Source organism: Gellertiella hungarica (genome assembly GCF_014197145.1).
Classification (GTDB): domain Bacteria; phylum Pseudomonadota; class Alphaproteobacteria; order Rhizobiales; family Rhizobiaceae; genus Gellertiella; species Gellertiella hungarica.
Genome location: NZ_JACIEZ010000002.1, coordinates 479,606 through 498,888 on the forward strand (window position 1 = coordinate 479,606; position 19,283 = coordinate 498,888).

Sequence of the window (19,283 nt, forward strand, 5' to 3'; positions counted from 1 at the left end):
GAAAGGCGTGGCCCTTTTGCTTTGCCGCTCGCGGCTTGGTGCCGACACCCCAAAATAGAATTTCACAATTCCGCGTTTCTCCCATATTCTTCCGTTTACGGAAGATGCGGGAAGGGGAGCCCGCATCCGGCGGAGGGCAATCCATGTTCGATTATGTGATCGTCGGAGGCGGTTCGGCGGGCGCGGTTCTGGCTGCGCGTCTGAGCGAGGACCCGGCAATCCGGGTCTGCCTGCTGGAGGCCGGTGGCGATGGCCGCAGCATTCTGATGCGCGTGCCGATGGCAGCGGCTGCGATCGTGCCCGGGCATGTCTCCTCGATGAACTGGGGCTTCGAGACCGTTCCCCAGCGAGGCCTTGGGGGACGGCGTGGCTACCAGCCCCGGGGCAAGGGCCTCGGAGGATCGAGCTCCGTCAACGCGATGCTCTATGTCCGCGGTCACCGGACGGATTACGACGACTGGGCTGCGCGCGGATGCACCGGCTGGAGTTTCGAGGAGGTGCTGCCCTATTTCCTGAAGGCGGAAGACAATCAGCGGGGCGGCGGGCCGCTTCATGGCACCGGCGGACCGCTTCAGGTTTCGGACGCGCCGTGGGTACGCTCCATCAACCAGGATTTCATCGCCGCCGCGGCAGAAAACGGCATTCCCCGCAACGACGATTTCAACGGCACCGTTCAGGATGGAGCGGGTGTCTATCAGGTCACCCAGTTCTGGCACGGCCCGCGTCTTGGCGAACGCTGCTCGACGGCGGCTGCCTATCTTCATCCGGTTCTGGATCGCCCGAACCTCACGGTCGTGACCGGCGCCCATGCGACGCGCGTCCTGTTCGAGGGACGCCGGGCAGTCGGCGTCCGCTACCGGAAGGGACGGGTCGAAGATCAGGTCGAGGCGGGAAGAGAGGTGATCCTCTCTGCGGGAGCCTTTCTGTCGCCGCAGCTGCTGATGCTGTCCGGTATCGGTCCTGCTGCGTATCTGAAGGCGCGGGGCATCGAGCCGCTCGCCCACAGCCCCGATGTCGGCCGGAACCTTCAGGACCATCTGGATTTCACCTTGTGGTACCGCGCGCGTACCAAGGATCTCGTGGCGCTGGCGCCGGGGTCCATGGCCGCGATGAGCGCCGGGATCGGCGAGTGGCGCCGGCATGGCACCGGGCGGCTGCGGACGACATTTGCGGAAAGCGGCGCCTTCTTTCGCACCCGTCCGAACCTGGACCGTCCCGACGTGCAACTGCATTTCCTCATCGCACTGGTGGACGATCATGCCCGCAAGATGCATCTCGGCTATGGCTATTCATGCCATGCCTGCGTGCTTCGCCCCCATTCCCGCGGCGAAGTGCGGCTCGCGAGCGCCGACCCCGCCGACATGCCGGTGATCGACCCGCGGTTCCTCTGGGACGAGCGGGACCAGCAGGTGCTGCTGGAGGGTGCAAAGCGCATGCGCTCGATCATGGAGAGCGAGCCGCTGAAACGGCATATCCGCGAGGAGCTCAAGCCCGCCGGGCGGGACGACGACAGCCTCCTGGAAACGATCCGCCAGCGCTCCGATACCATCTACCATCCGGTCGGCACCTGCCGGATGGGCTCGGATCAAAACGCGGTCGTCGATCCGAAACTGAGGGTCCGGGGCGTCGAGGGCCTTCGCGTCGTGGACGCCTCGATCATGCCGACATTGATCGGCGGCAATACCAATGCGCCGACGATCATGATCGCCGAGAAGGCCGCCGACATGATCCGGGCGGCCTCCCGGGATGAACGAGAGCCGGCTTACTCGACGGTGAGCTCGAAGGCGTCGCCGTAATAGCGGCTGCCCGATCCGTCCTCATAGGCGGGCATGGTGGCGCCGACCTTGAACGAATCCGCACCGCGATAGCCGCTGTCCGGCGTATAGAGAACGCGCAGTGCCTTTGCATGCTTGCCCTTGCACGAGCCGTAATCTTCGTCCAGCGTCAGGCTGATCCACTGGAAGGTGACCTTCCCGTGCTTCGGCTGCCGCTCCACCTTGCCGCGCGGCTTGCCTATGGTCTGGCAGGCGTCGTCGAGGTTGGTGAAGTCGATGATGGCGGAGGTCTCGCCAGCCGGTACGCTGACGCTTTCGGCCAGCGCGGCCTGTGCGCTCAGGGCAAGAACCGACGCGAAGATAAGAGTGCCTTTCAGCATGGTTATCCTTCCAAGGTTGTTGGTTTGCACATCCATGGCAGGAAAAACTCTCGATGTCCGGGACTTAATCCACCTCAGGTCGACATATTCTGGGTGGATCAACCCGTGGGAAGGGCAGCCCAGGTGTCGACGATCTGCCCGTCTGCATATACCGCAATTTCCCCGAACTGCTGCAGCACCGCCTCGCTCTGGGTCGGGCGCAGGAATACCATGTCGTCCGGCTGCAGGTGCGCTTCGGCCGGCAGTTCCATGAACTGCTGGTTGGAGGAGCGGCCCCAGATGCGGTTTTCGCGGATGCCGGGCGGGTGGATCGGGCGCGCCATCCAGGCTCCGCCATAGATGTAGCAGCACCGGCGGGGAAAGAGACCCGCGCGGCTGAGGATGCGCGTCAGAACAGGCGGACCGGGCACTTTCGCATCGGTAACCTTCAGCACGGGGGTGGCAATGAAGGCCGCGGGCTCGAAACCCTGAAGGCCCGGCGTATCGAAGTCCGAGGGCAGCACGAAGGCGGAGCCGACCGACAGGTCGTTCCCCCTCAGGGCGGCATCGTAGAGCAGGGCCGTCTTGCTCCCGCCCGTATTAAGAATGCGGCTTTCCTCGGGTTTGAGGCACGCGGCGAAGCGGGCAAAGCGCTCCACCACTCGCCTCTGCTCTGCCTGCGGGCCGCCCGCCAGCGCCGGGATCTCGGCGATGTGTGCCTCATAGGCCATCAGTCCCTCGACCCGGAGGCGGGGATGGGCTCGCGCTGCCTTGACCAGTCCCTCGAGCGCTTCCGGTGTTCCCACGCCGCCACGGCACACGCCCACATCCACCTCGAAGGCGATCCGCAGGGTGATGTCCTGCCGTTCCGCGACAGACGCATAGGCCGAAAGCCGCTCCGGCGTATCGATCAGCCACACGGTTCTGTGCTCCAGTGCCGTTCTCAGCGCCGGCTCGGCCTGCGCGAGGGCCTGCTCCGCTGCCGCTGCGGGCATGGGTTTGCCGAAGAGCAGGTCCACATCCGTGAAGGCATTGAGGACGGCCCGGGTGATCGGCAGGTGGAAGGTCATGATGCGGCTTGCCCCGGTGCGTGACAGCACATGACGCAGCAGCGGAACGGAGGGCAGGGATTTGTCCACCACCCGCAGCGCCGCATGGGAGGGTATTCCCCGCATCATCCGGTCGATGTTGTTGTCGAGCCTGTTTCGATCGATCACGAGCGTCGGGCGAAAGAAGCCGGCAGACTTCAGGGCCGCCGAAAGGGCGTTGAAATAGCGCTCTGTCATCCGTTGATGCCCAGCAGCCGGCGCATGTAGGGCGTGAGGAAACGGCCGTCGGGATCGAAGTCGCGGCGGACCTCCAGCGCGTCGCGGAAGCGCGGGTAGATCGTTGCGAAATCGCCGCCGGTGAGGTTGTGCATCTTGCCCCAGTGCGGTCGGCCATCATGCCGCCGGAAGATGGCCTCGGCCTCGCGCATGAAGGCGGTCGGATCTTCGGCGGCGTCATGGTGGATGGCGATCGAGCAGGTTTCCCGGCGGTAGAAGGGGCTCAGCCAGAACTCGTCAGGGGCGACCGCACGGACCTCCATGGGGAAATACACTTCCGGAAAGCGGGTTTCCGCCAGCGTGATGATCTCGCGGAGCGCAGTGGCACCGGCTTCAAAGGGCAGGTGGTATTCCATTTCGTTGAAGCGTGTCCGCCGGTCGCTCGTATAGACGTTCTGCCAGGCCTGAACATAGTCCTCCGCGGGAACGCGCCTAAGCGCAGCCCCGATCAGCTTGCGGCGAAGCCAGGGCGCGCGCAGCAGGCCGGTGCGCAGCGCCTTGAGAATGGCGAGTGACTCCTCGTCGTCCTCGGTCGGCCTTTCCGTTGCCGCATCTGTCGTCATGTCGATGGTGCAGAGGAGGGCATGGCCGGAGAACGGGATGAAGTAGAATTCCGCGGATCGATGTCCGCGCATGAAGGCCTCGAACCCGTCGAGGATGTCGCCGATCGGCACGATCCATCGCCGCCGGCGCAGATTGTAGGCGGGAATGTTCTGGATGGTCACCTCGGTCAGCGCGCCGAACATGCCGAGCGTTACGCCGGTCGCGTGGACAAGATCGGGATCGGAGGCGCGCTCCAGCCGACGCAGCGAACCGCGTCCGTCCACCAGCGTCATGTCGAGGATCTGCGTGTGATAGGCGCCGAGGCCGAGGCCGGAGCCGTGGGTTGCCGTGCCGAGCGCGCCGGCAAAGGCCTGCTTGTCGATATCGCCCATGTTGGGCAGGCCGTGTCCGATGCCGGCCAGCAGCGGCGTCAGTGCACCGAGCCGCGTCTGCGCGCCGATTGTGGCGGTATGCCTTTCCGGATCGTGGCGGATGAGACCGCTGAAGGCCGTGAGATCGAGAAGGGTGCCTGCCGTTTCCACGAGCGGCGTGAAGGAATGGCCGGAACCGGCAATGCGGATCGGTCCCGGGGCCGTACGGATAGCCGTGGCGAGCGCGTCCACATCCATCGGCTGAAGGAGGTTTTCGGGATTGGCCCTGACCGAACCCGACCAGTTGCTCCATCGCGGCGCAGCGAGAGCCTCTGCCTTTTCCCGGGCGGAGCGCCGGACAAGGAGCGTCCTGAACCGCAACAGCGACAGCAGGCTGAGCGCAAGGCAGCCGAGGCCGAAGACGGGCACCAGCCGCGCATCCTGCCCGTCGATGAAGAGGGATGCCCCCAGCGGACCGAGCGCCGCGCCGAAGAGCTGTGCGGCCGGTACCAGGAGGGCCGTCGAGCGGCTTTCATCCGCCATGACGGTCAAGCCTATCTGGAAAGGCGTCACGAACAGCCAGATGAAACCCGTGCCGAGAATGGCTGCCCCGAACATCGTCCAGCCGGGCTGGGCGAGGAAGACGACACAGACGGCCATGCTCGCCAGAACGGACGCGATGACCGCACCGAACGTGAGGCGTCCGCCGGAAAGCCCCGTCGCGATCATCGCCCCGACGATCTGCGTTGCGAGGCTGGTCGAGACCATCAGCGCGACATCGTGTCCGCTGACGCCGCTCGCAAGCCCCATGGGCTCGAGGAAGGCCCATGTCGCTCCGATGAAGAGGAAGAACAGAAAGATCGCGAGGAGCGCCATGCCCGAGATGCGGTTGAGGAAGCCGACGCCGCCCGAGCGGCTGGCAAGCGGCGGATAGGCCGCGAGGATGAGCGGAACGGCTGCCAGAGACAGGAGGGAAACCGCGGCAAGGACCTCAAAACCGCCTGCCGATCCATAATCGGCGAGGATGCTCAGGGAAAAGGCGATGGCGAGAAGGCATTGGGCGAGGGTCTGCAGGATGACGAAGAGGCCGCCCGCCCGCTCCGGCACCGGGGCGCGGGCGATCATCTCCGCAGCGATGGCGACGAGCCCCCCTTCGGCGATGCCGGCCAGCGTGCGCCACAGGATGAACGCGCCAGCGCCTTCGCTTCCGGCGGTCAGGAGATTGAAAAGCGCAGCGGCGCAGAGAAAGAGCGCGGCCTGCATGCGCACCCGCCGCTTCCAGAAGGCCGCGACCGCGGAGCTCATGCCAAGGGCGATGATTTCCAGCGTCGCCGCGATGGCCAGTTCGTCGAAGGTGAGGCGTCCCTCGGAGAAGACCGCGCCGAGAAGGATGGGTTGAAGGCCGATGATCAGCAGTCCCGCCGATCCGATCCACAGCGCCGCCCAGCGCGCCAAGCTGCCGCTCGCCGCATTCGCGACGTTTCCAAAGGTCGCCTCGGTCATGATCGTCCTCCCCTTGATCTCCCCGATGCAAGCTAAGCGGAAATCTGATAAAGTATCAACTATTCCTTTCGGTCTGCCGCAAAATTTCCCGCTTCACCTTTTTCAGCCGAAGTCTGGCGCAGAAATGCAGGCTTTGCGGGAACAAAATCCGAAATCGCCTCTTCCTTTCGGGGCAATTGCTTCTAAAGAATGTTGCGGGGGTCGACGGAGGAAGGCGGGAGATCAGGACATGGACGGGCCAGATACGGCAGTGGGCGGTTCGCTTCTCAGGCGGCTTCCCAAGCAGGAGCGGTCGCGCGAGCGTGTGGACGAAATCCTCGCGGTTGCCATGCGCCTCATCGGCGAGAAGGGCATCGATGCGGTGACCATGAAGGAGGTCGCCCAGCATTCGGGCGGGCCGATTGCTTCCGTCTATCAGTATTTCCCCAACAAGTCGGCGATCATCGCCACGCTTTACGCGCGCTACAACCGGCAGATCGGCATTCTCATCTCGGAATGCCTCATCGAGATCAATTCCCTTGCCCGCCTGCACCGGGCCGTCGACCAGATGCTGACGCGATACAACCGGATGATGCGCGAGAACCCGCCGCTTCTCGATCTCGTCAACGCGGTCCACGCCGACAAGAAGCTGCAGAACCAGGATCTCGAGGAGACCGAAAAGCTCGTCAGCGAGTTTTTCGAGGCAAGCGTCCACCTGTTTCCGGAAGCGGCGAGGCCGCAATACCGGCGGACACTGTTCCTGCTGTTCCAGCTGGCGAGTTCCACGGTGCGCATGTCCTTCGCCATGGAGGGCCGCGATGGCGAGGCCATGCTGCAGGAATTCGCCAATGTGGTTCACCTGCAGATCGACCGCATCGCTGCCCCAGCGGATGGCAGGCCCCGGTAGCCTCCGGACCGGCCATGGCCGGTCCGGCTCCTGGCTTCAGATCCCGAGCCTGTCCCTGAGGCCGTAATACCAGGCACCGAGCGCCGTCAGCGGCACGCGGAACGTCTTGCCGCCGGGGAAGGGGAAGTTCGGCAGCGAGGACCAGACGTCGAAGCGCTCCGCATGGCCGGCGACCGCCTCGCCGAGGATCTTGCCGAGGAGATGCGTCGTCGTCACGCCATGGCCGCTGTCGCCGTGGCTGAAATAGACGGTGTCGGACAGCCGTCCCATATGCGGGATGCGCGACAGGGTCAGGGCGAAATTGCCGCTCCAGGCAAAATCGATGCGGACATTGCCGAGCTCCGGGAAGGTCTTCAGCATGTTCGGGCGGATCTTGCCGGTCAGTGTCCGGGGATCATGGCCGCCATAGACGATGCCGCCGCCATAGAGCAGACGGTTGTCCGCCGTGCGGCGGTAGTAGTCGAGCACGTAATTGGCGTCTTCGACACAGTAGTCGGCCGGCAGCAGGTTTTCGATGAGGTCCTTCGAAAGCGGTTCGGTTGCCATCACCTGGGAGGATACCGGCATCATCCGGTCGCCGATCTCGGGGAGCAGGCTGCCGAGATAGGCATTGCCGCATACCAGCACGTAACGGGCGCTGACGGAGCCTTCAGCCGTGCGCACCCGGGGGCGCTGGCCCTGATCGACCGCGACGACGCGGGAATTTTCGAAGATCTGTCCGCCCATCGCCTCGACGGCACGGGCCTCGCCGAGCACGAGGTTCAGCGGATGGATGTGGCCGCCGAGCCTGTCGATCATGCCGCCGGCATAGACATGGGTCTTCACGTAGCGGCCGACTTCGGCTTTCGAGACCATCTCGAGGCCGGTGTGGCCGTGCTTCTCCCAGTTTGCCTTGACCGCTTCCATCTCGCGGATCTGCTTGTCGGTGAAGGCGCCGAAGAACCCGCCATGGCGAAGGTCGCAGGCAATGTCGTACTTTGCGATGCGGCTGCGGATGATGTTGCCGCCCTCGAGCGACATGCGCCCGAGCTCGACGGCCTTGTCGCGGCCGTAGCGGCGCGCGATCGTCTCGAGATCGCGGCTGTAGCCGTTGACGATCTGGCCGCCGTTCCGGCCCGAAGCGCCGAAGCCGATCCGGGTGCCTTCGAGAACCACGACCTTGAAGCCCCGTTCCGAAAGCTCGAGCGCCGCCGAGACGCCGGTGAAGCCGGCGCCGATCACGCAGACATCGGCCTCGAGATCGCCCTTGAGCGTGGGACGCACGCGCTGGTCGTTGGCGGAAGCGGCATACCAGGTGGCGGCATGGCCGGGATTGGTGCTGATGGAAGAGATATGTGCGTTCATGATCAGACAGTCCTGATATAGGCGTCGTATTCGACGTCGGTCACACGAAGGGAGAATTCCGAGAGTTCCTGCTGCTTGCAGGCCGTGTAGAGCGCCCGGTATTCCGGAGAAAGCGTCGCATAGGCGAAGGAAGACTTGGCAAAGCGCTGGAGCGCGTAATCCCAGTTGGTGGGCAGCGGCTCGTGATTGATCGCGTGGTCGTCACCGGTAATGGCGCCGCCCGGATTGTGCTTCTCCTTCATGCCGGTGAGAGCCCCGTTCAGGATCATCGCGAGCACCAGGTAGGGATTGGTGTCTGCACCGGCGACGCGATGCTCGATGCGAGTCGCGGGCCTGGACGAGGTGATCACGCGCACCGCGGCAGAGCGGTTGTCGAAGCCCCAGGAGGCATAGGTGGGTGCATGTTCGGAAGGCCGGAGCCGCCGGTAGGAGTTCGCATGGGGCGCGAAGATCGCCATGCTCTCGCCCATGCTGGCCAGAAGCCCGCCGACCGAATGCATCAGGGTGTCCGCCGGCTTGTCGGTCTCGCTCACATAGATGTTGCGGCCATGCTCGTCGAGAACCGAGAAATGCACATGCATGCCCGATCCCGCCTGAAGGCCATAGGGCTTTGCCATGAAGGTGGCGTCGAGATCGTGCTTGCGCGCCACGCCCTTGACGATGCGCTTGAGCAGGACCGCGAAATCCGCCGCCTGAAGCGCATCCGGCACATGGTTGAGATTGATCTCGTACTGGCCCGGCCCGTTCTCGCGCAGCACGGTATCCGCCGGCACGCCTTGGGCCCTGGCTGCACGGGCGACGTCCATGAAGACATGCTCGAGATCCTGCAGCTCCGAAATCGAGAGAACCTGCGTCTGGCTGGCATGCCACCGCCCCTCGCGCGAATGGGGCGGGCGCACCGGGTCCAGGGCATTGCGCACGGGATCGATGAGATAGAATTCGAGTTCGGTCGCCACGACGGGCGTCAGTTTCGCCTCGGCGAAGCGTTTCAGCACATTCGCCAGCACCTGTCTCGGATCGGCAAAATAGCCGGAACCGTCGCCGTTGCGCATGCCCAGCATCACCTGAGCGGTCGGGCGCTCCAGCCAGTCCACGCGGGACAGCGTGCCCGGAACGGGAAAGCAGAGGCCGTCGGGATCGCCCGTGCCCTCGGCAAGCCCTGCAGCATTCACGTCGCGGCCCCAGCAGTCGAGCGCGTAGACGGAACGGGGAATGGCCATGCCCTTTGTCAGGACGTCGAGGGCCCGCTCGCGGGGGATCCATTTGCCGCGCGGCACGCCGTTCACGTCAATGACGAAAGCCTCCAGGACCTCGATGTCCGGGTTGTCGCGCAGGAAATCCTGCGCATAAGTCGCAAAATCCATAAGTCACCAGATTGATAGATCTTTTCCTGAATCGGCAGGCCAGGACGCGGACCGCACCGGATATCGCACTCCGGGCTCAGAGAGCCGGGGAAAGAATGTCCGGAAAAAGGAGGATGGGCGGGACCGCACCGACGCCAATTCGCGTCCGTGTGAAGAAGCCGGAGCTACGCTAACGGTCGCCACTTTCGTGGCTGAAATGCAAGAAGCGGATCATCGTCTCTTGTGCCCGGCCACCCTTGCGCGGGTGGTTCCGGGATTCCCGGTTTTTGTGACGGTGGTTGTTTAATATACCAAAATTCCGTCAAAAACCAGCCACAGACGGCCATTTTCCGGCAGAGAGCGCCGGCGCGGGGCAGCGGAGCGAAGCGTAAGCCGCTGATTCCCTTGGATTAAGGAAGCCGGGAAAAATCTTCGAAAATCGCCCGTTTCAGGCTCCGAAACGCTCCGGACGGAAGGGCGCGGGATCGATGAAGGGCGTCTCGCCGGCCATCATTTCCGCCAGAATCCTGCCGGTGACCGGCCCGAGAGTCAGGCCGTGATGCGCATGGCCGAACGAGAACCAGAGGCCCTCGTGACGCGGTGCCTTGCCGATCACTGGCATCATGTCCGGCGTGCAGGGGCGGGCGCCCATCCAGGGCTCGGGATCGAGACGCCGGCCGAGCGGGAAAACCGTGCGCGCGACCTTTTCCGCGCGGTCGAGCTGGACGGGTGATTTCGGCGCGCCGAGATCGGCGAATTCGGCGCCGGTCGTCAGGCGGATCCCCTGTGTCATCGGCGCGAGGAAATAGCCGCGCTCCGCGTCCATGGTCCAGTCGTTGAGCACCGCATTGCCTTCGGCCGCATAATGCATGTGATAGCCGCGCTTGATGCCCAGCGGCAGGCGGTAGCCCAGGGAGCGTGTGATCGCCTCGGCCCACGGACCGAGTGCAACAACGGCCTGCTCGGCCTCCGCCTTGCCCTCGGCGGTATCGATCATCCATCCGGTGGCAGTCTTTTTCAGGGTGCTTGCATCCCCGGTGACGAAGCGGCCGCCAAGGCTTTCGAAGAGCTTCAGATAGGCCTGCGTCAGCGAAAGCGGGCTCAGAACCGTCCAGGGATCCGTCCAGCGCAACGCGCCGATGAAGCCGGGCCTGATGTGCGGCTCGGCCGCCGCCAGCGCCCTGTCATCCAGCGCCTCGTAGGAAACGCCGAATTCCTGCCGCCAGAGTTCCGCCTGAGCGAGTTCCTCGTCGCGCACCTTCGCCGTCCGGAACGCCTTCTGCCAGCCCCGCTTGCCGACAAGGGCTTCTGCGCCGGATGCCTCGATCAGGTCGCGGTGCTCCGAAATGGAGTTCTCGATCAGCGGCGCATAGGCTCTGGCGATGGCCTTGTGACGCTCCGGCGCGGAATTCCACCAGTAGCGCAGCAGGAAGGGCGCCGCGGCGGGAAGCGCCGTCGCGTGGTAATGGGCGTCGATGCGGTTGTTCAGCATGTAGCGGATCAGCAGGCCGATCTCGCGGGGAAAGCCGTAGGGCACAACCCCTTCTCGCTGGATCAGGCCGGCATTGCCATAGGAGGTTTCCTCGCCCGCCCCGCGGCGGTCCACGAGGGTGACGGCAAAGCCGCGCCGCTGCAGATGCACCGCGACCGATACGCCCACAATTCCTGCCCCAAGCACAAGCGCCGTCTTCGCCATCATTTCCATCCCGAAACCATGCTGCAAAGGGTGATTGCCCGCCTTCGCCTGCAAATGCAATTATTGTTTTCAATGGAAACGTGAAAGGCATGAAAACACTGAAAATGAAGCATTTGGCCGTCACGAATCCGGGCAAAGCACGAAAGTGCCGCATCAATGACATCTCAGGAGCCTTCCGGCTGCTGCAGGCAAGCGCAAAGGACATCCCGTGGCGCTGAAAAAGGACTATCCCGTGCTGGACCTGCTTTCCGGGCCGGAGGAAGGGCATGCGCTCTCGGCGCTTGCCGATCCGGCTCACCCGCAATGGGCTGCGCTGCTCGACTGGCAGCAGAGGCTCTGGCCCGGCCTCGGCCCGAAGGGCGAAGCGGCCATGTTCCTGAACCAGCTGGGATTCTTCATCGGCGTTGCGCTGATGACGGCGGGACCCCGCGGCGTGGGCGGCGCGGAAACGCGGTCCGCAAGCTATCGCCTCCTGCCGCCCGGCGGGTCGTCGTCAGCCGGCCTTGTCCGCTTGCACCTCAAGGTTCCGGAACGGGGCGCGGAGGAGCATGTGGTGTCGGTTCTGGGTGATCCGGTTGCGGGCCTTGCCGTGCGGGCGCGCATGGGAAGGGGTGGCCTCTGGCGGGTTCTCGCCGATGGCATTGCGCTCGGCCTTCTGGACTGCGGCCGGCGAACCGGCCGGCTGGAAGAGGCGCGGCACCTCTTTGAAAGGATCGCGAAGCAGCAGGGCTCACCGCTTGCCAATCGGCAGCTGCGCTGGCCAGAAGCGGAAGAAACCGGCCTGCTGCAGCGTGGCGGCTGCTGCCGGATCCATGAGGCGGGCGAGCCCCTCTGCCCGGGTTGCGTTCTTTTCCGACGCAGGGGATGACGGCCCAGGGGGCGGCCTATGCCCGCCCCCTGGGCCTGCTGTCATTTCAGCCGGAAATCGAAGTGCTTGCGCACCTTTTCCTCGATCTTCCACGTGCCCTTGAAATCATGCTCGACCACGAAGGCATCGCCAGCCTGAACGGTGACGGGCGTGCCGCCATCGGGGGTGATCACGATCCGCCCTTCGATCATGTGGACGAATTCATAGGCGGAATAGGTGGCGTGATAGGTGCCGGGGGTGCATTCCCATACCCCCGAGGCCATGGTGCCGTCCGACGAGGTGTGCAGTGCCCAGGTCTTCATGGACGGGTTGCCGTCGACCACCACCCAGCCCTCGAGATCGTTGGTATCGGGCTCGATGCCTGCGGTGTCGCCAAGGCGCGTTACGGTCTGCATGAAAAAAGTCCTCCTGATGGTATCGGGAGGACTTCTAGTCGGATTGCCGGCGGAGCGGCGGTCTAAATACGACGGAGTGCTTCTTCCGTCTCCTGCTCGCCTTCCCCTTCGGGATGGAGCCTGTTGTACCTTATCGACGCCAGCAAGGAGATGCCGATCAGACCGGCACCGGCGAGGCCGGTGATGACCTCCGGGATGTGGAAGAGCGTCTGCACATACATGATCACGGAGAGGATCACGATGGCCCAGAAGGCCCCGTGCTCGAGATAGCGGTATTCCGCAAGCGTTCCCTTTTCCACCAGCATGATGGTCATCGAGCGCACATACATCGCCCCGATCCCGAGGCCGATGGCGATGATGAAGAGGTTGTTGGTGAGTGCAAAGGCGCCGATCACGCCGTCGAAGGAGAAGCTCGCATCCAGCACCTCGAGATAGATGAAGGCACCGAGGCCGCCTCGCGCTGCCGCCGACATCGTCTCCTGCGAATAGTCGAGCAGACCGCCCAGCACCTCGACCGCGAGGAAGGTCAGAAGTCCGTAGATCGAGGCATAGACGAAGGCGACCGATTCCTCGCCCTCGAGCAGCGAGGAGAACAAGAGCACAAGGATCAGCACGAGTGCTATCTCGATGCCCTTGACCGTCGCGATCCGCGCCATCCGCTTCTCGATGAAGGCGATCCAGTGAACGTCTTTCTCGTGGTTGAAGAAGTAGGTTAGGCCCACCATCAGCAGGAACGTACCGCCGAAGGCGGCAATCGGCAGATGCGCGTCGGTCATGATGCGCGCATAGTCGTCGGGTCTCGCCGCGGCCATGACAAGGGCATCGATCGGGCCGATATGGGCGGCAATGGCCACGATCGCCAGCGGGAAGACGATGCGCATGCCGAAGACGGCGATGACGATGCCCCATGTCAGGAAGCGGTGCTGCCAGACCGGGGTCATGTCCTTGAGCTTGTTGGCGTTGACGATCGCATTGTCGAAGGACAGCGAGATTTCCAGCACCGCGAGAACAAGGCAGATGAAGAATACGGTGGCCGTGCCGCCGATCGTGCCGGTATTCACCCAGCCCAGGACGGCGCCAAGCACCAGACCGAAGGCCGTGACGATGAACGCCCACTTGAAGTAATGCAGAAGAGTGTTCTGTGTCATGGTTATGGTAAAACCCTGACGGCAGGAAAAGCAAAGGTACCGACATCACGGGAGCGCCGAAACTTCCCGCCAGAGGGGCCCGGTACCGGGTGAGGGGCCGTCCGCCCGCGAAATAGCCGCCGGACCGGACACAACCCTGTAAGTAGCCAAGATTGCTGCCCGGTCAAGCGTCAAGATCGCGCGACGTCAGGCAATGGCCAGGCTCACACCGTTTCTTTCGAGCATGGCGAGGATATCCTCCGGGGGAGAACGGTCGGTGACGAGCATGTCATAGGCCGACGCCTCCATCGGCACGATCGGTGCGCTGCGGCCGAACTTGGCGCTGTCGGCCACGACAACGCGCCTCTCCGCGCGCGCTCCCGCCTCCCGCGAAAGCTCTGCCTCTTCCATGTCGGCCAGCATGAAGCCGGATGCGGCATTGACCGCTGTCGTGGACAGGATCGCCAGCTTCAGGTGAAAGCGCCGGACGAAGGAAACGGCCTCGGCGCCAAAGGCACCCGCGTCGTGCGGGCGCAGCTCGCCGCCGGCAAGGAAGATCCTGTTGCCGTTCCGGCCCACCAGCGTATGCGCGACCGCGACCGAATTGGTGACGACCGTCAGGTCCCGGTGTTTCTGAAGCGCCACGGCGATGAAGGCCGTCGTGGAGCCTATATCGAGGAAGAGGCTGTCTCCATCGGCCACCAGCTCTGCCACCCGCGCGGCAATCGCACGCTTGGCATCCGCATTCTCGCCCATGCGGAAATGGAGCGGCTGCTCGCCGCCGCTCTCCTTCAGGTGAACTCCGCCATGAACCTTCACCACAAGCCCTTCCGCCTCCAGCGCGCGGATGTTGCGGCGGATCGTTTCCTCCGACACCCGGAGCCGCTGCGCGAGAAAGGGTATGCGGCCGGAGCCGCCGGCCAGTCTGAGTTCGTCGAGAATCTCCCGCTCCCGGTGATTGGCCGCTCGGGACGTGGGGCTGGAGGGATCGATCATCTGTTGGCTTTCCTGCGGCGTCCTGTGGATTCAGGCAATCATCCAGCCCAAGAATCAACAAAAATCCACACAAAGTCAAATCCACGAGTGGTAATGTGGATATTTCTTGACAGAACCAGGTATTCGCGGAACCTTTCGCTTCAACAAGCATAAGCAAGGGAACAGCCATGAGTGCCTCGCCTGACCGGGAGATCAGGGCGCTGCCGCTATGGGACGGCGAAATCACCGTCCGTCCGTTGAGCGGCGGCATTACCAATCGGAATTATCTGGTGGAGGACCGCAGCCGCCGCGCCGTCGTCCGCCTCGGGGCCGACATTCCCGTGCATCATATCCGCAGGGACAACGAGCTGGCCGCCAGCCGCGCGGCCCATGCGGCCGGCCTTTCTCCCCGTGTCCTGCATCATCAGCCCGGCCTGCTGGTGCTGGATTACATCGATGCGCATGCCCTGACGCCCAAGGAGGTGAGAGCGCCTTCGATGCTGGAACGCATCGTGCCGCTGATCCGCAGTTGCCACCGGGAAATACCGAAGCATTTCCGCGGGGCCGCCGCCGTCTTCTGGGTTTTTCATGTGGTGCGCGATTATGCGGGCGAGCTGGCGGACCGGCAGAGCCGACATCGGCCGCTGCTGGCCGAGCTCATGGACAAGGCGGATCGGCTGGAAAAGGCCGCCGGCCCCTTCGAGATCGTGTTCGGTCACAACGACCTGCTGGCCGCCAACCTTCTCGATGACGGCAATCGGCTCTGGCTGATCGACTGGGACTATGCAGGCTTCAACACGCCGCTTTTCGATCTTGGCGGGCTTGCTTCAAACAACGAGCTTTCGCCGGCCGATGAACGCAGGATGCTGGAGCTCTATTACGAACGGCCGGTCTCCGACGAGCTCATCCGCCGCTACGAGGCGATGAAATGCGCCTCGCTGCTGCGCGAGACCATGTGGAGCATGATCTCCGAGATCCATTCTACGCTCGATTTCGACTACGCCGCCTATACGGCGGAAAATCTTCAGCGCTTCGAGCGCGCCTACGACACCTTCTCGCACATGTAAAAGGACCCGCCATGAAGGAACTTCCCTCTACGGCCAAGATCGTCGTCATCGGCGGCGGCATCATCGGCTGCTCCACGGCCTATCACCTCGCCAAGCTCGGCTTTACGGATACGGTGCTGCTGGAGCGCAAGAAACTGACTTCAGGCACGACCTTCCATGCGGCGGGCCTTGTCGGCCAGCTGCGCACCAGCGCCAACATCACCCAGCTGCTCGGCTATTCCGTCAATCTCTACAAGACGCTGGAGGCCGAAACGGGCCTAGGCACCGGCTGGAAGATGAACGGCGGGCTTCGCCTTGCCTGCAACCAGGAGCGCTGGACGGAAGTGAAGCGCCAGGCGACGACCGCCCAGTCCTTCGGTCTGGACATGCAGCTTCTCACGCCGAAGGAGGCCCAGGAGCTCTGGCCGCTGATGACCATCGACGATCTGGTCGGTGCCGCATTCCTGCCGACCGACGGACAGGCAAACCCCTCCGACATCACCCAGGCGCTCGCCAAGGGTGCCCGCATGGCCGGCGCCTCGATCTTCGAGGATACGGAAGTGCTCGATCTCGAGATCGACAAGGGCCGCATCCGCGCCGTGATTACCGAGCGCGGCCGGATCGAATGCGAGAAGGTGGTGGTCTGCGCCGGCCAGTGGACCCGCAGCTTTGCCGCCCGCTACGGTGTCAACGTGCCGCTCGTCTCGGTCGAGCACCAGTATATGGTGACGGAGGCCTTCGGCGTGCCTTCGAACCTGCCGACGCTGCGCGACCCGGACAGGCTTACCTATTACAAGGAAGAGGTGGGCGGTCTGGTGATGGGCGGTTACGAGCCGAACCCGATCCCCTGGGCCATGGATGGAATCCCGAAGGATTTCCACTACACGCTGCTCTCCTCCAACTTCGATCACTTCGAGCAGATCATGGAGCTTTCGCTCGGCCGCGTGCCGGCCCTGGAAACGGCGGGCATCAAGCAGCTTATCAACGGGCCGGAAAGCTTCACGCCCGATGGCAACTTCATTCTCGGTGAGGCGCCGGAGCTGAAGAATTTCTTCGTCGGCGCGGGCTTCAATGCCTTTGGCATCGCGTCCGGCGGCGGCGCGGGCATGGCGCTTGCCGAATGGGTGGCGAAGGGCGAACCGCCCTACGATCTGTGGCCGGTCGATATCCGCCGCTTCGGTCGTCCCCATTTCGATACGGACTGGGTGCGCACCCGCACGCTGGAGGCCTATGGCAAGCACTACACGCTCGCCTTCCCGCATGAGGAACATTCGAGCGGCCGCCCCTGCCGCAAGTCGCCGCTCTATGACCGGCTGAAGGCGCAGGGCGCCTGCTTCGGCGAAAAGCTCGGCTGGGAACGGCCGAACTGGTTTGCCGATCTTGCCGCCGGCGAAGAGCCGAAGGATGTCTATACCTACGAACGCCAGAACTGGTTCCACGCCGTCGGCCGGGAACACAGGGCCGTGCGCGAGGCGGCCGTCATCTTCGACCAGACCTCCTTTGCCAAATTCGTGCTGAAGGGGAGGGATGCGCAGGAAGCCCTCTCCTGGATTGCGGCGAACGATGTGGCAAAGCCGGTGGGCTCGCTCGTCTATACCCAGATGCTGAACGACAAGGGCGGCATCGAATGCGACCTTACCGTCGCCCGCGTTGCCGAGAACGAATATTACATCGTCACCGGCACGGGCTTTGCCACCCATGATTTCGACTGGATCGCCAGGAACATTCCCGAAGGCCTGCATGCGGAGCTGGTGGATGTCACCTCCGGCTGGTCGGTGCTGTCGCTGATGGGGCCGAAGGCGCGGACGATACTCGAGAAGGTGACGCGCTCTGACGTTTCCAATGCCGCCTTCCCCTTCGGCACGGTCAGGACCATCGGCATTGCCGGTTGCCCTGTCCGGGCGCTGCGGGTCACCTATGTGGGCGAGCTTGGCTACGAGCTGCATCTGCCGGTGGAATATGCCACAACGGTCTACGAAGCCCTGATGGCGGCTGGCCGCGAGGATGGCCTCGTCAATGCCGGTTACCGCGCCATCGAAAGCTGCCGCCTGGAAAAATTCTATCGCGCCTGGGGCTCGGATATCGGCCCCGACCACACGCCTGTCGAAGCCGGTCTCGGCTGGGCGGTAAAGCTGAAGAAGGGGACGCCCTTCAAGGGCCGTGCCGCCATCGAGGCGCAGGTGAAGGGCGGTGTGAAGAAGATGCTCGCCTGCTTCGTGCCCGATGATCCCGATACGGTCCTGCTCGGGCGCGAGACGATCTACCGCGACGGCAAGCGGGTCGGCTGGCTCACCGGCGGCGGCTTCGGCTACACCGTCGGAAAGGCGATCGGTATCGGCTATGTCCGCAATCCCGAGGGCGTGACGGAGGATTTCGTCCTTTCCGGCACCTACGAACTCGACGTCGCCATGACCCGCATCCCCTGCAAGGTCAGCCTGAAGCCGCTCTACGATCCCTCGATGAGCCGCATCAAGGGCTGAGAGGGGGAGAGGGGCGCTTCATGCGCCCCTCTTCCTTTCACGAATTGATGCGATAGAACTTCTTGTACCAGTCGACAAAGCGCTCAACGCCCGTTTCGATGGGAGTATTCGGGTTGAAGCCGACCCAGCTTTCCAGGGCAGTCGTGTCCGACGACGTTGCCGGCACGTCGCCAGGCTGCATCGGCAAGAAATTCTTCATCGCCTCCCGCCCCATGGCCTTCTCCAGCGCTGCGATGAAATCCATAAGCTTCACCGGCTGGCTGTTGCCGATGTTGAAGATGCGGTAAGGCGCGTTGCTGATGGACGGGTCCGGCTGTGCGGGATCGTAGCCCGGGTCCGGCGTCGCCGGCTTGTCGCTGACACGCACCACACCCTCCACGATATCATCGATGTAGGTGAAGTCGCGGAGCATGTCCCCGTTGTTGAAAATGTCTATCGCACGGCCTTCGGATATGGCTTTGGCAAACAGCATCGGCGCCATGTCGGGGCGGCCCCATGGACCGTAAACGGTAAAGAAGCGCAGACCGGTCGTTGGTATGCGGAAAAGATGGCTGTAGGTATGCGCCATCAGCTCGTTCGCCTTCTTGGTGGCCGCGTAAAGGCTGATCGGATGGGCGATGTTCTGTGACTCATGGAAGGGCAGGGTGGCATAACCGCCATAGACCGAGGAGGAGCTGGCATAGGTCAGACTTTCCACCGGATGGTGTCTGCATCCCTCGAGTATGTTCAGGAACCCCTGGACATTTGCATTCACATAGGCATGCGGATTTGCGAGCGAGTAGCGCACGCCGGGCTGCGCGGCGAGATGGATGACCCTGTCAAACCTGCCTTCCCCGAATATGGCCTGCATTTCGGCGGCGTTCTCGATGTCTGCGTGCAGAAAGCGGAATCCGGGCCTCTCTGCGAGTAGCGCCAGCCGCGCGTCCTTGAGGCTGCGGTCATAGTAGTCATTGATGTTGTCGAGCCCCACGACCTCGTTTCCCCGCTCGAGGAGCTTCAGGCAGGTATGCATGCCAATGAAGCCGGCAGCGCCTGTAACCAGTATCTTCAAATCATCCGTTCCTTTTGCCGTTCCATGGCAGGTTATCTTGTCCGTTGCGTTGCGGAAAGCCTGCGGGGAAAATCTGCGCGGACAGGAAGCCCCGGGCGGATGTGAGGGGTAGCGAAACCCGCTCCGATTCGCTCCAGGCTTACCGGACCGGACATCGCTTCATGCAGACCGATCGGGGCGAATACATCGGAAGATT

16 protein-coding genes are annotated in these 19,283 nt (G+C 63.7%); 6 read left to right on the forward strand and 10 right to left on the reverse strand.

The features are described 5' to 3' along the window. Window positions 1–143 precede the first annotated feature (143 nt). On the forward strand, window positions 144–1,796 hold the full coding sequence (locus GGR23_RS06885; protein WP_183365428.1) for a GMC family oxidoreductase: 1,653 nt from the start codon (window positions 144–146) through the stop codon (window positions 1,794–1,796). Here GGR23_RS06885 and GGR23_RS06890 read toward each other — a convergent pair. The 3 genes from GGR23_RS06890 to GGR23_RS23515 all read right to left on the reverse strand — a co-directional run bounded on the left by GGR23_RS06890 (window position 1,763) and on the right by GGR23_RS23515 (window position 5,876). Next, complete coding sequence (locus GGR23_RS06890; protein WP_183365429.1) at window positions 1,763–2,155, reverse strand: hypothetical protein; 393 nt, start codon at window positions 2,153–2,155, stop codon at window positions 1,763–1,765. The two genes, GGR23_RS06885 and GGR23_RS06890, sit on opposite strands and share 34 nt — an antisense overlap. A gap of 98 nt (window positions 2,156–2,253) precedes the next feature. Then, window positions 2,254–3,420: an alanine racemase gene (locus tag GGR23_RS06895; protein WP_183365430.1), complete on the reverse strand. Its 1,167-nt coding sequence runs from the start codon at window positions 3,418–3,420 to the stop codon at window positions 2,254–2,256. Continuing rightward, the gene (locus GGR23_RS23515) at window positions 3,417–5,876 is read right to left on the reverse strand and encodes a D-arabinono-1,4-lactone oxidase (protein ID WP_343066611.1); all 2,460 of its coding nucleotides are present in this window, start codon (window positions 5,874–5,876) and stop codon (window positions 3,417–3,419) included. Before GGR23_RS23515 ends, GGR23_RS06895 begins: the two co-directional genes overlap by 4 nt. Before the next feature lie 229 nt (window positions 5,877–6,105). On the opposite strand from GGR23_RS23515, the gene GGR23_RS06905 reads away from it, so the two are divergent. After that, window positions 6,106–6,762 (forward strand): TetR/AcrR family transcriptional regulator, encoded by a 657-nt coding sequence (locus GGR23_RS06905; protein WP_183365431.1) that lies wholly within the window; start codon window positions 6,106–6,108, stop codon window positions 6,760–6,762. Window positions 6,763–6,798: 36 nt separating this feature from the next. Here GGR23_RS06905 and GGR23_RS06910 read toward each other — a convergent pair whose 3' ends face one another. The 3 genes from GGR23_RS06910 to GGR23_RS06920 form a co-directional block, all read right to left on the reverse strand. Then, on the reverse strand, window positions 6,799–8,106 hold the full coding sequence (locus GGR23_RS06910; RefSeq protein WP_183365432.1) for an NAD(P)/FAD-dependent oxidoreductase: 1,308 nt from the start codon (window positions 8,104–8,106) through the stop codon (window positions 6,799–6,801). A gap of 2 nt (window positions 8,107–8,108) precedes the next feature. After that, a complete protein-coding gene (locus tag GGR23_RS06915; protein ID WP_183365433.1) occupies window positions 8,109–9,470 on the reverse strand; it encodes a glutamine synthetase family protein in 1,362 nt (453 codons plus the stop codon). 427 nt (window positions 9,471–9,897) lie between these two features. Beyond that, window positions 9,898–11,145, reverse strand: coding sequence for an NAD(P)/FAD-dependent oxidoreductase (locus tag GGR23_RS06920; RefSeq protein ID WP_183365434.1), 1,248 nt, complete (start codon window positions 11,143–11,145; stop codon window positions 9,898–9,900). 89 nt (window positions 11,146–11,234) lie between these two features. Between GGR23_RS06920 and GGR23_RS23410 the strand changes: the two genes are divergently transcribed. Further along, the gene (locus GGR23_RS23410) at window positions 11,235–11,363 is read left to right on the forward strand and encodes a hypothetical protein (protein WP_281375676.1); all 129 of its coding nucleotides are present in this window, start codon (window positions 11,235–11,237) and stop codon (window positions 11,361–11,363) included. Next, entirely contained in the window at window positions 11,354–12,013 is a 660-nt protein-coding gene (locus GGR23_RS06925) for a hypothetical protein (protein WP_183365435.1), read from the forward strand. Before GGR23_RS23410 ends, GGR23_RS06925 begins: the two co-directional genes overlap by 10 nt. A 41-nt stretch (window positions 12,014–12,054) precedes the next feature. Here GGR23_RS06925 and GGR23_RS06930 read toward each other — a convergent pair whose 3' ends face one another. The 3 genes from GGR23_RS06930 to GGR23_RS06940 all read right to left on the reverse strand — a co-directional run bounded on the left by GGR23_RS06930 (window position 12,055) and on the right by GGR23_RS06940 (window position 14,531). After that, window positions 12,055–12,408 (reverse strand): cupin domain-containing protein, encoded by a 354-nt coding sequence (locus GGR23_RS06930; RefSeq protein WP_183365436.1) that lies wholly within the window; start codon window positions 12,406–12,408, stop codon window positions 12,055–12,057. A gap of 62 nt (window positions 12,409–12,470) precedes the next feature. After that, window positions 12,471–13,556 carry a DUF475 domain-containing protein gene (locus tag GGR23_RS06935; protein WP_183365437.1) on the reverse strand — a complete coding sequence of 362 codons (1,086 nt, stop codon included), beginning with the start codon at window positions 13,554–13,556 and terminating at the stop codon, window positions 12,471–12,473. Between the two features lie 186 nt (window positions 13,557–13,742). After that, a complete protein-coding gene (locus GGR23_RS06940) occupies window positions 13,743–14,531 on the reverse strand; it encodes a DeoR/GlpR family DNA-binding transcription regulator (RefSeq protein WP_183365438.1) in 789 nt (262 codons plus the stop codon). Window positions 14,532–14,698: 167 nt separating this feature from the next. Here GGR23_RS06940 and GGR23_RS06945 point away from each other — a divergent pair, with 167 nt between their 5' ends. Together GGR23_RS06945 and GGR23_RS06950 are read left to right on the forward strand one after the other, a co-directional pair. After that, window positions 14,699–15,577, forward strand: a complete 879-nt coding sequence (locus GGR23_RS06945; RefSeq protein WP_183365439.1) for a phosphotransferase — start codon at window positions 14,699–14,701, stop codon at window positions 15,575–15,577. Window positions 15,578–15,588: 11 nt separating this feature from the next. Further along, entirely contained in the window at window positions 15,589–18,036 is a 2,448-nt protein-coding gene (locus tag GGR23_RS06950; RefSeq protein WP_183365440.1) for a GcvT family protein, read from the forward strand. A 37-nt stretch (window positions 18,037–18,073) separates the two neighbouring features. Here GGR23_RS06950 and GGR23_RS06955 read toward each other — a convergent pair whose 3' ends face one another. After that, window positions 18,074–19,087 carry an NAD-dependent epimerase gene (locus GGR23_RS06955; RefSeq protein WP_183365441.1) on the reverse strand — a complete coding sequence of 338 codons (1,014 nt, stop codon included), beginning with the start codon at window positions 19,085–19,087 and terminating at the stop codon, window positions 18,074–18,076. Window positions 19,088–19,283 lie beyond the last annotated feature (196 nt).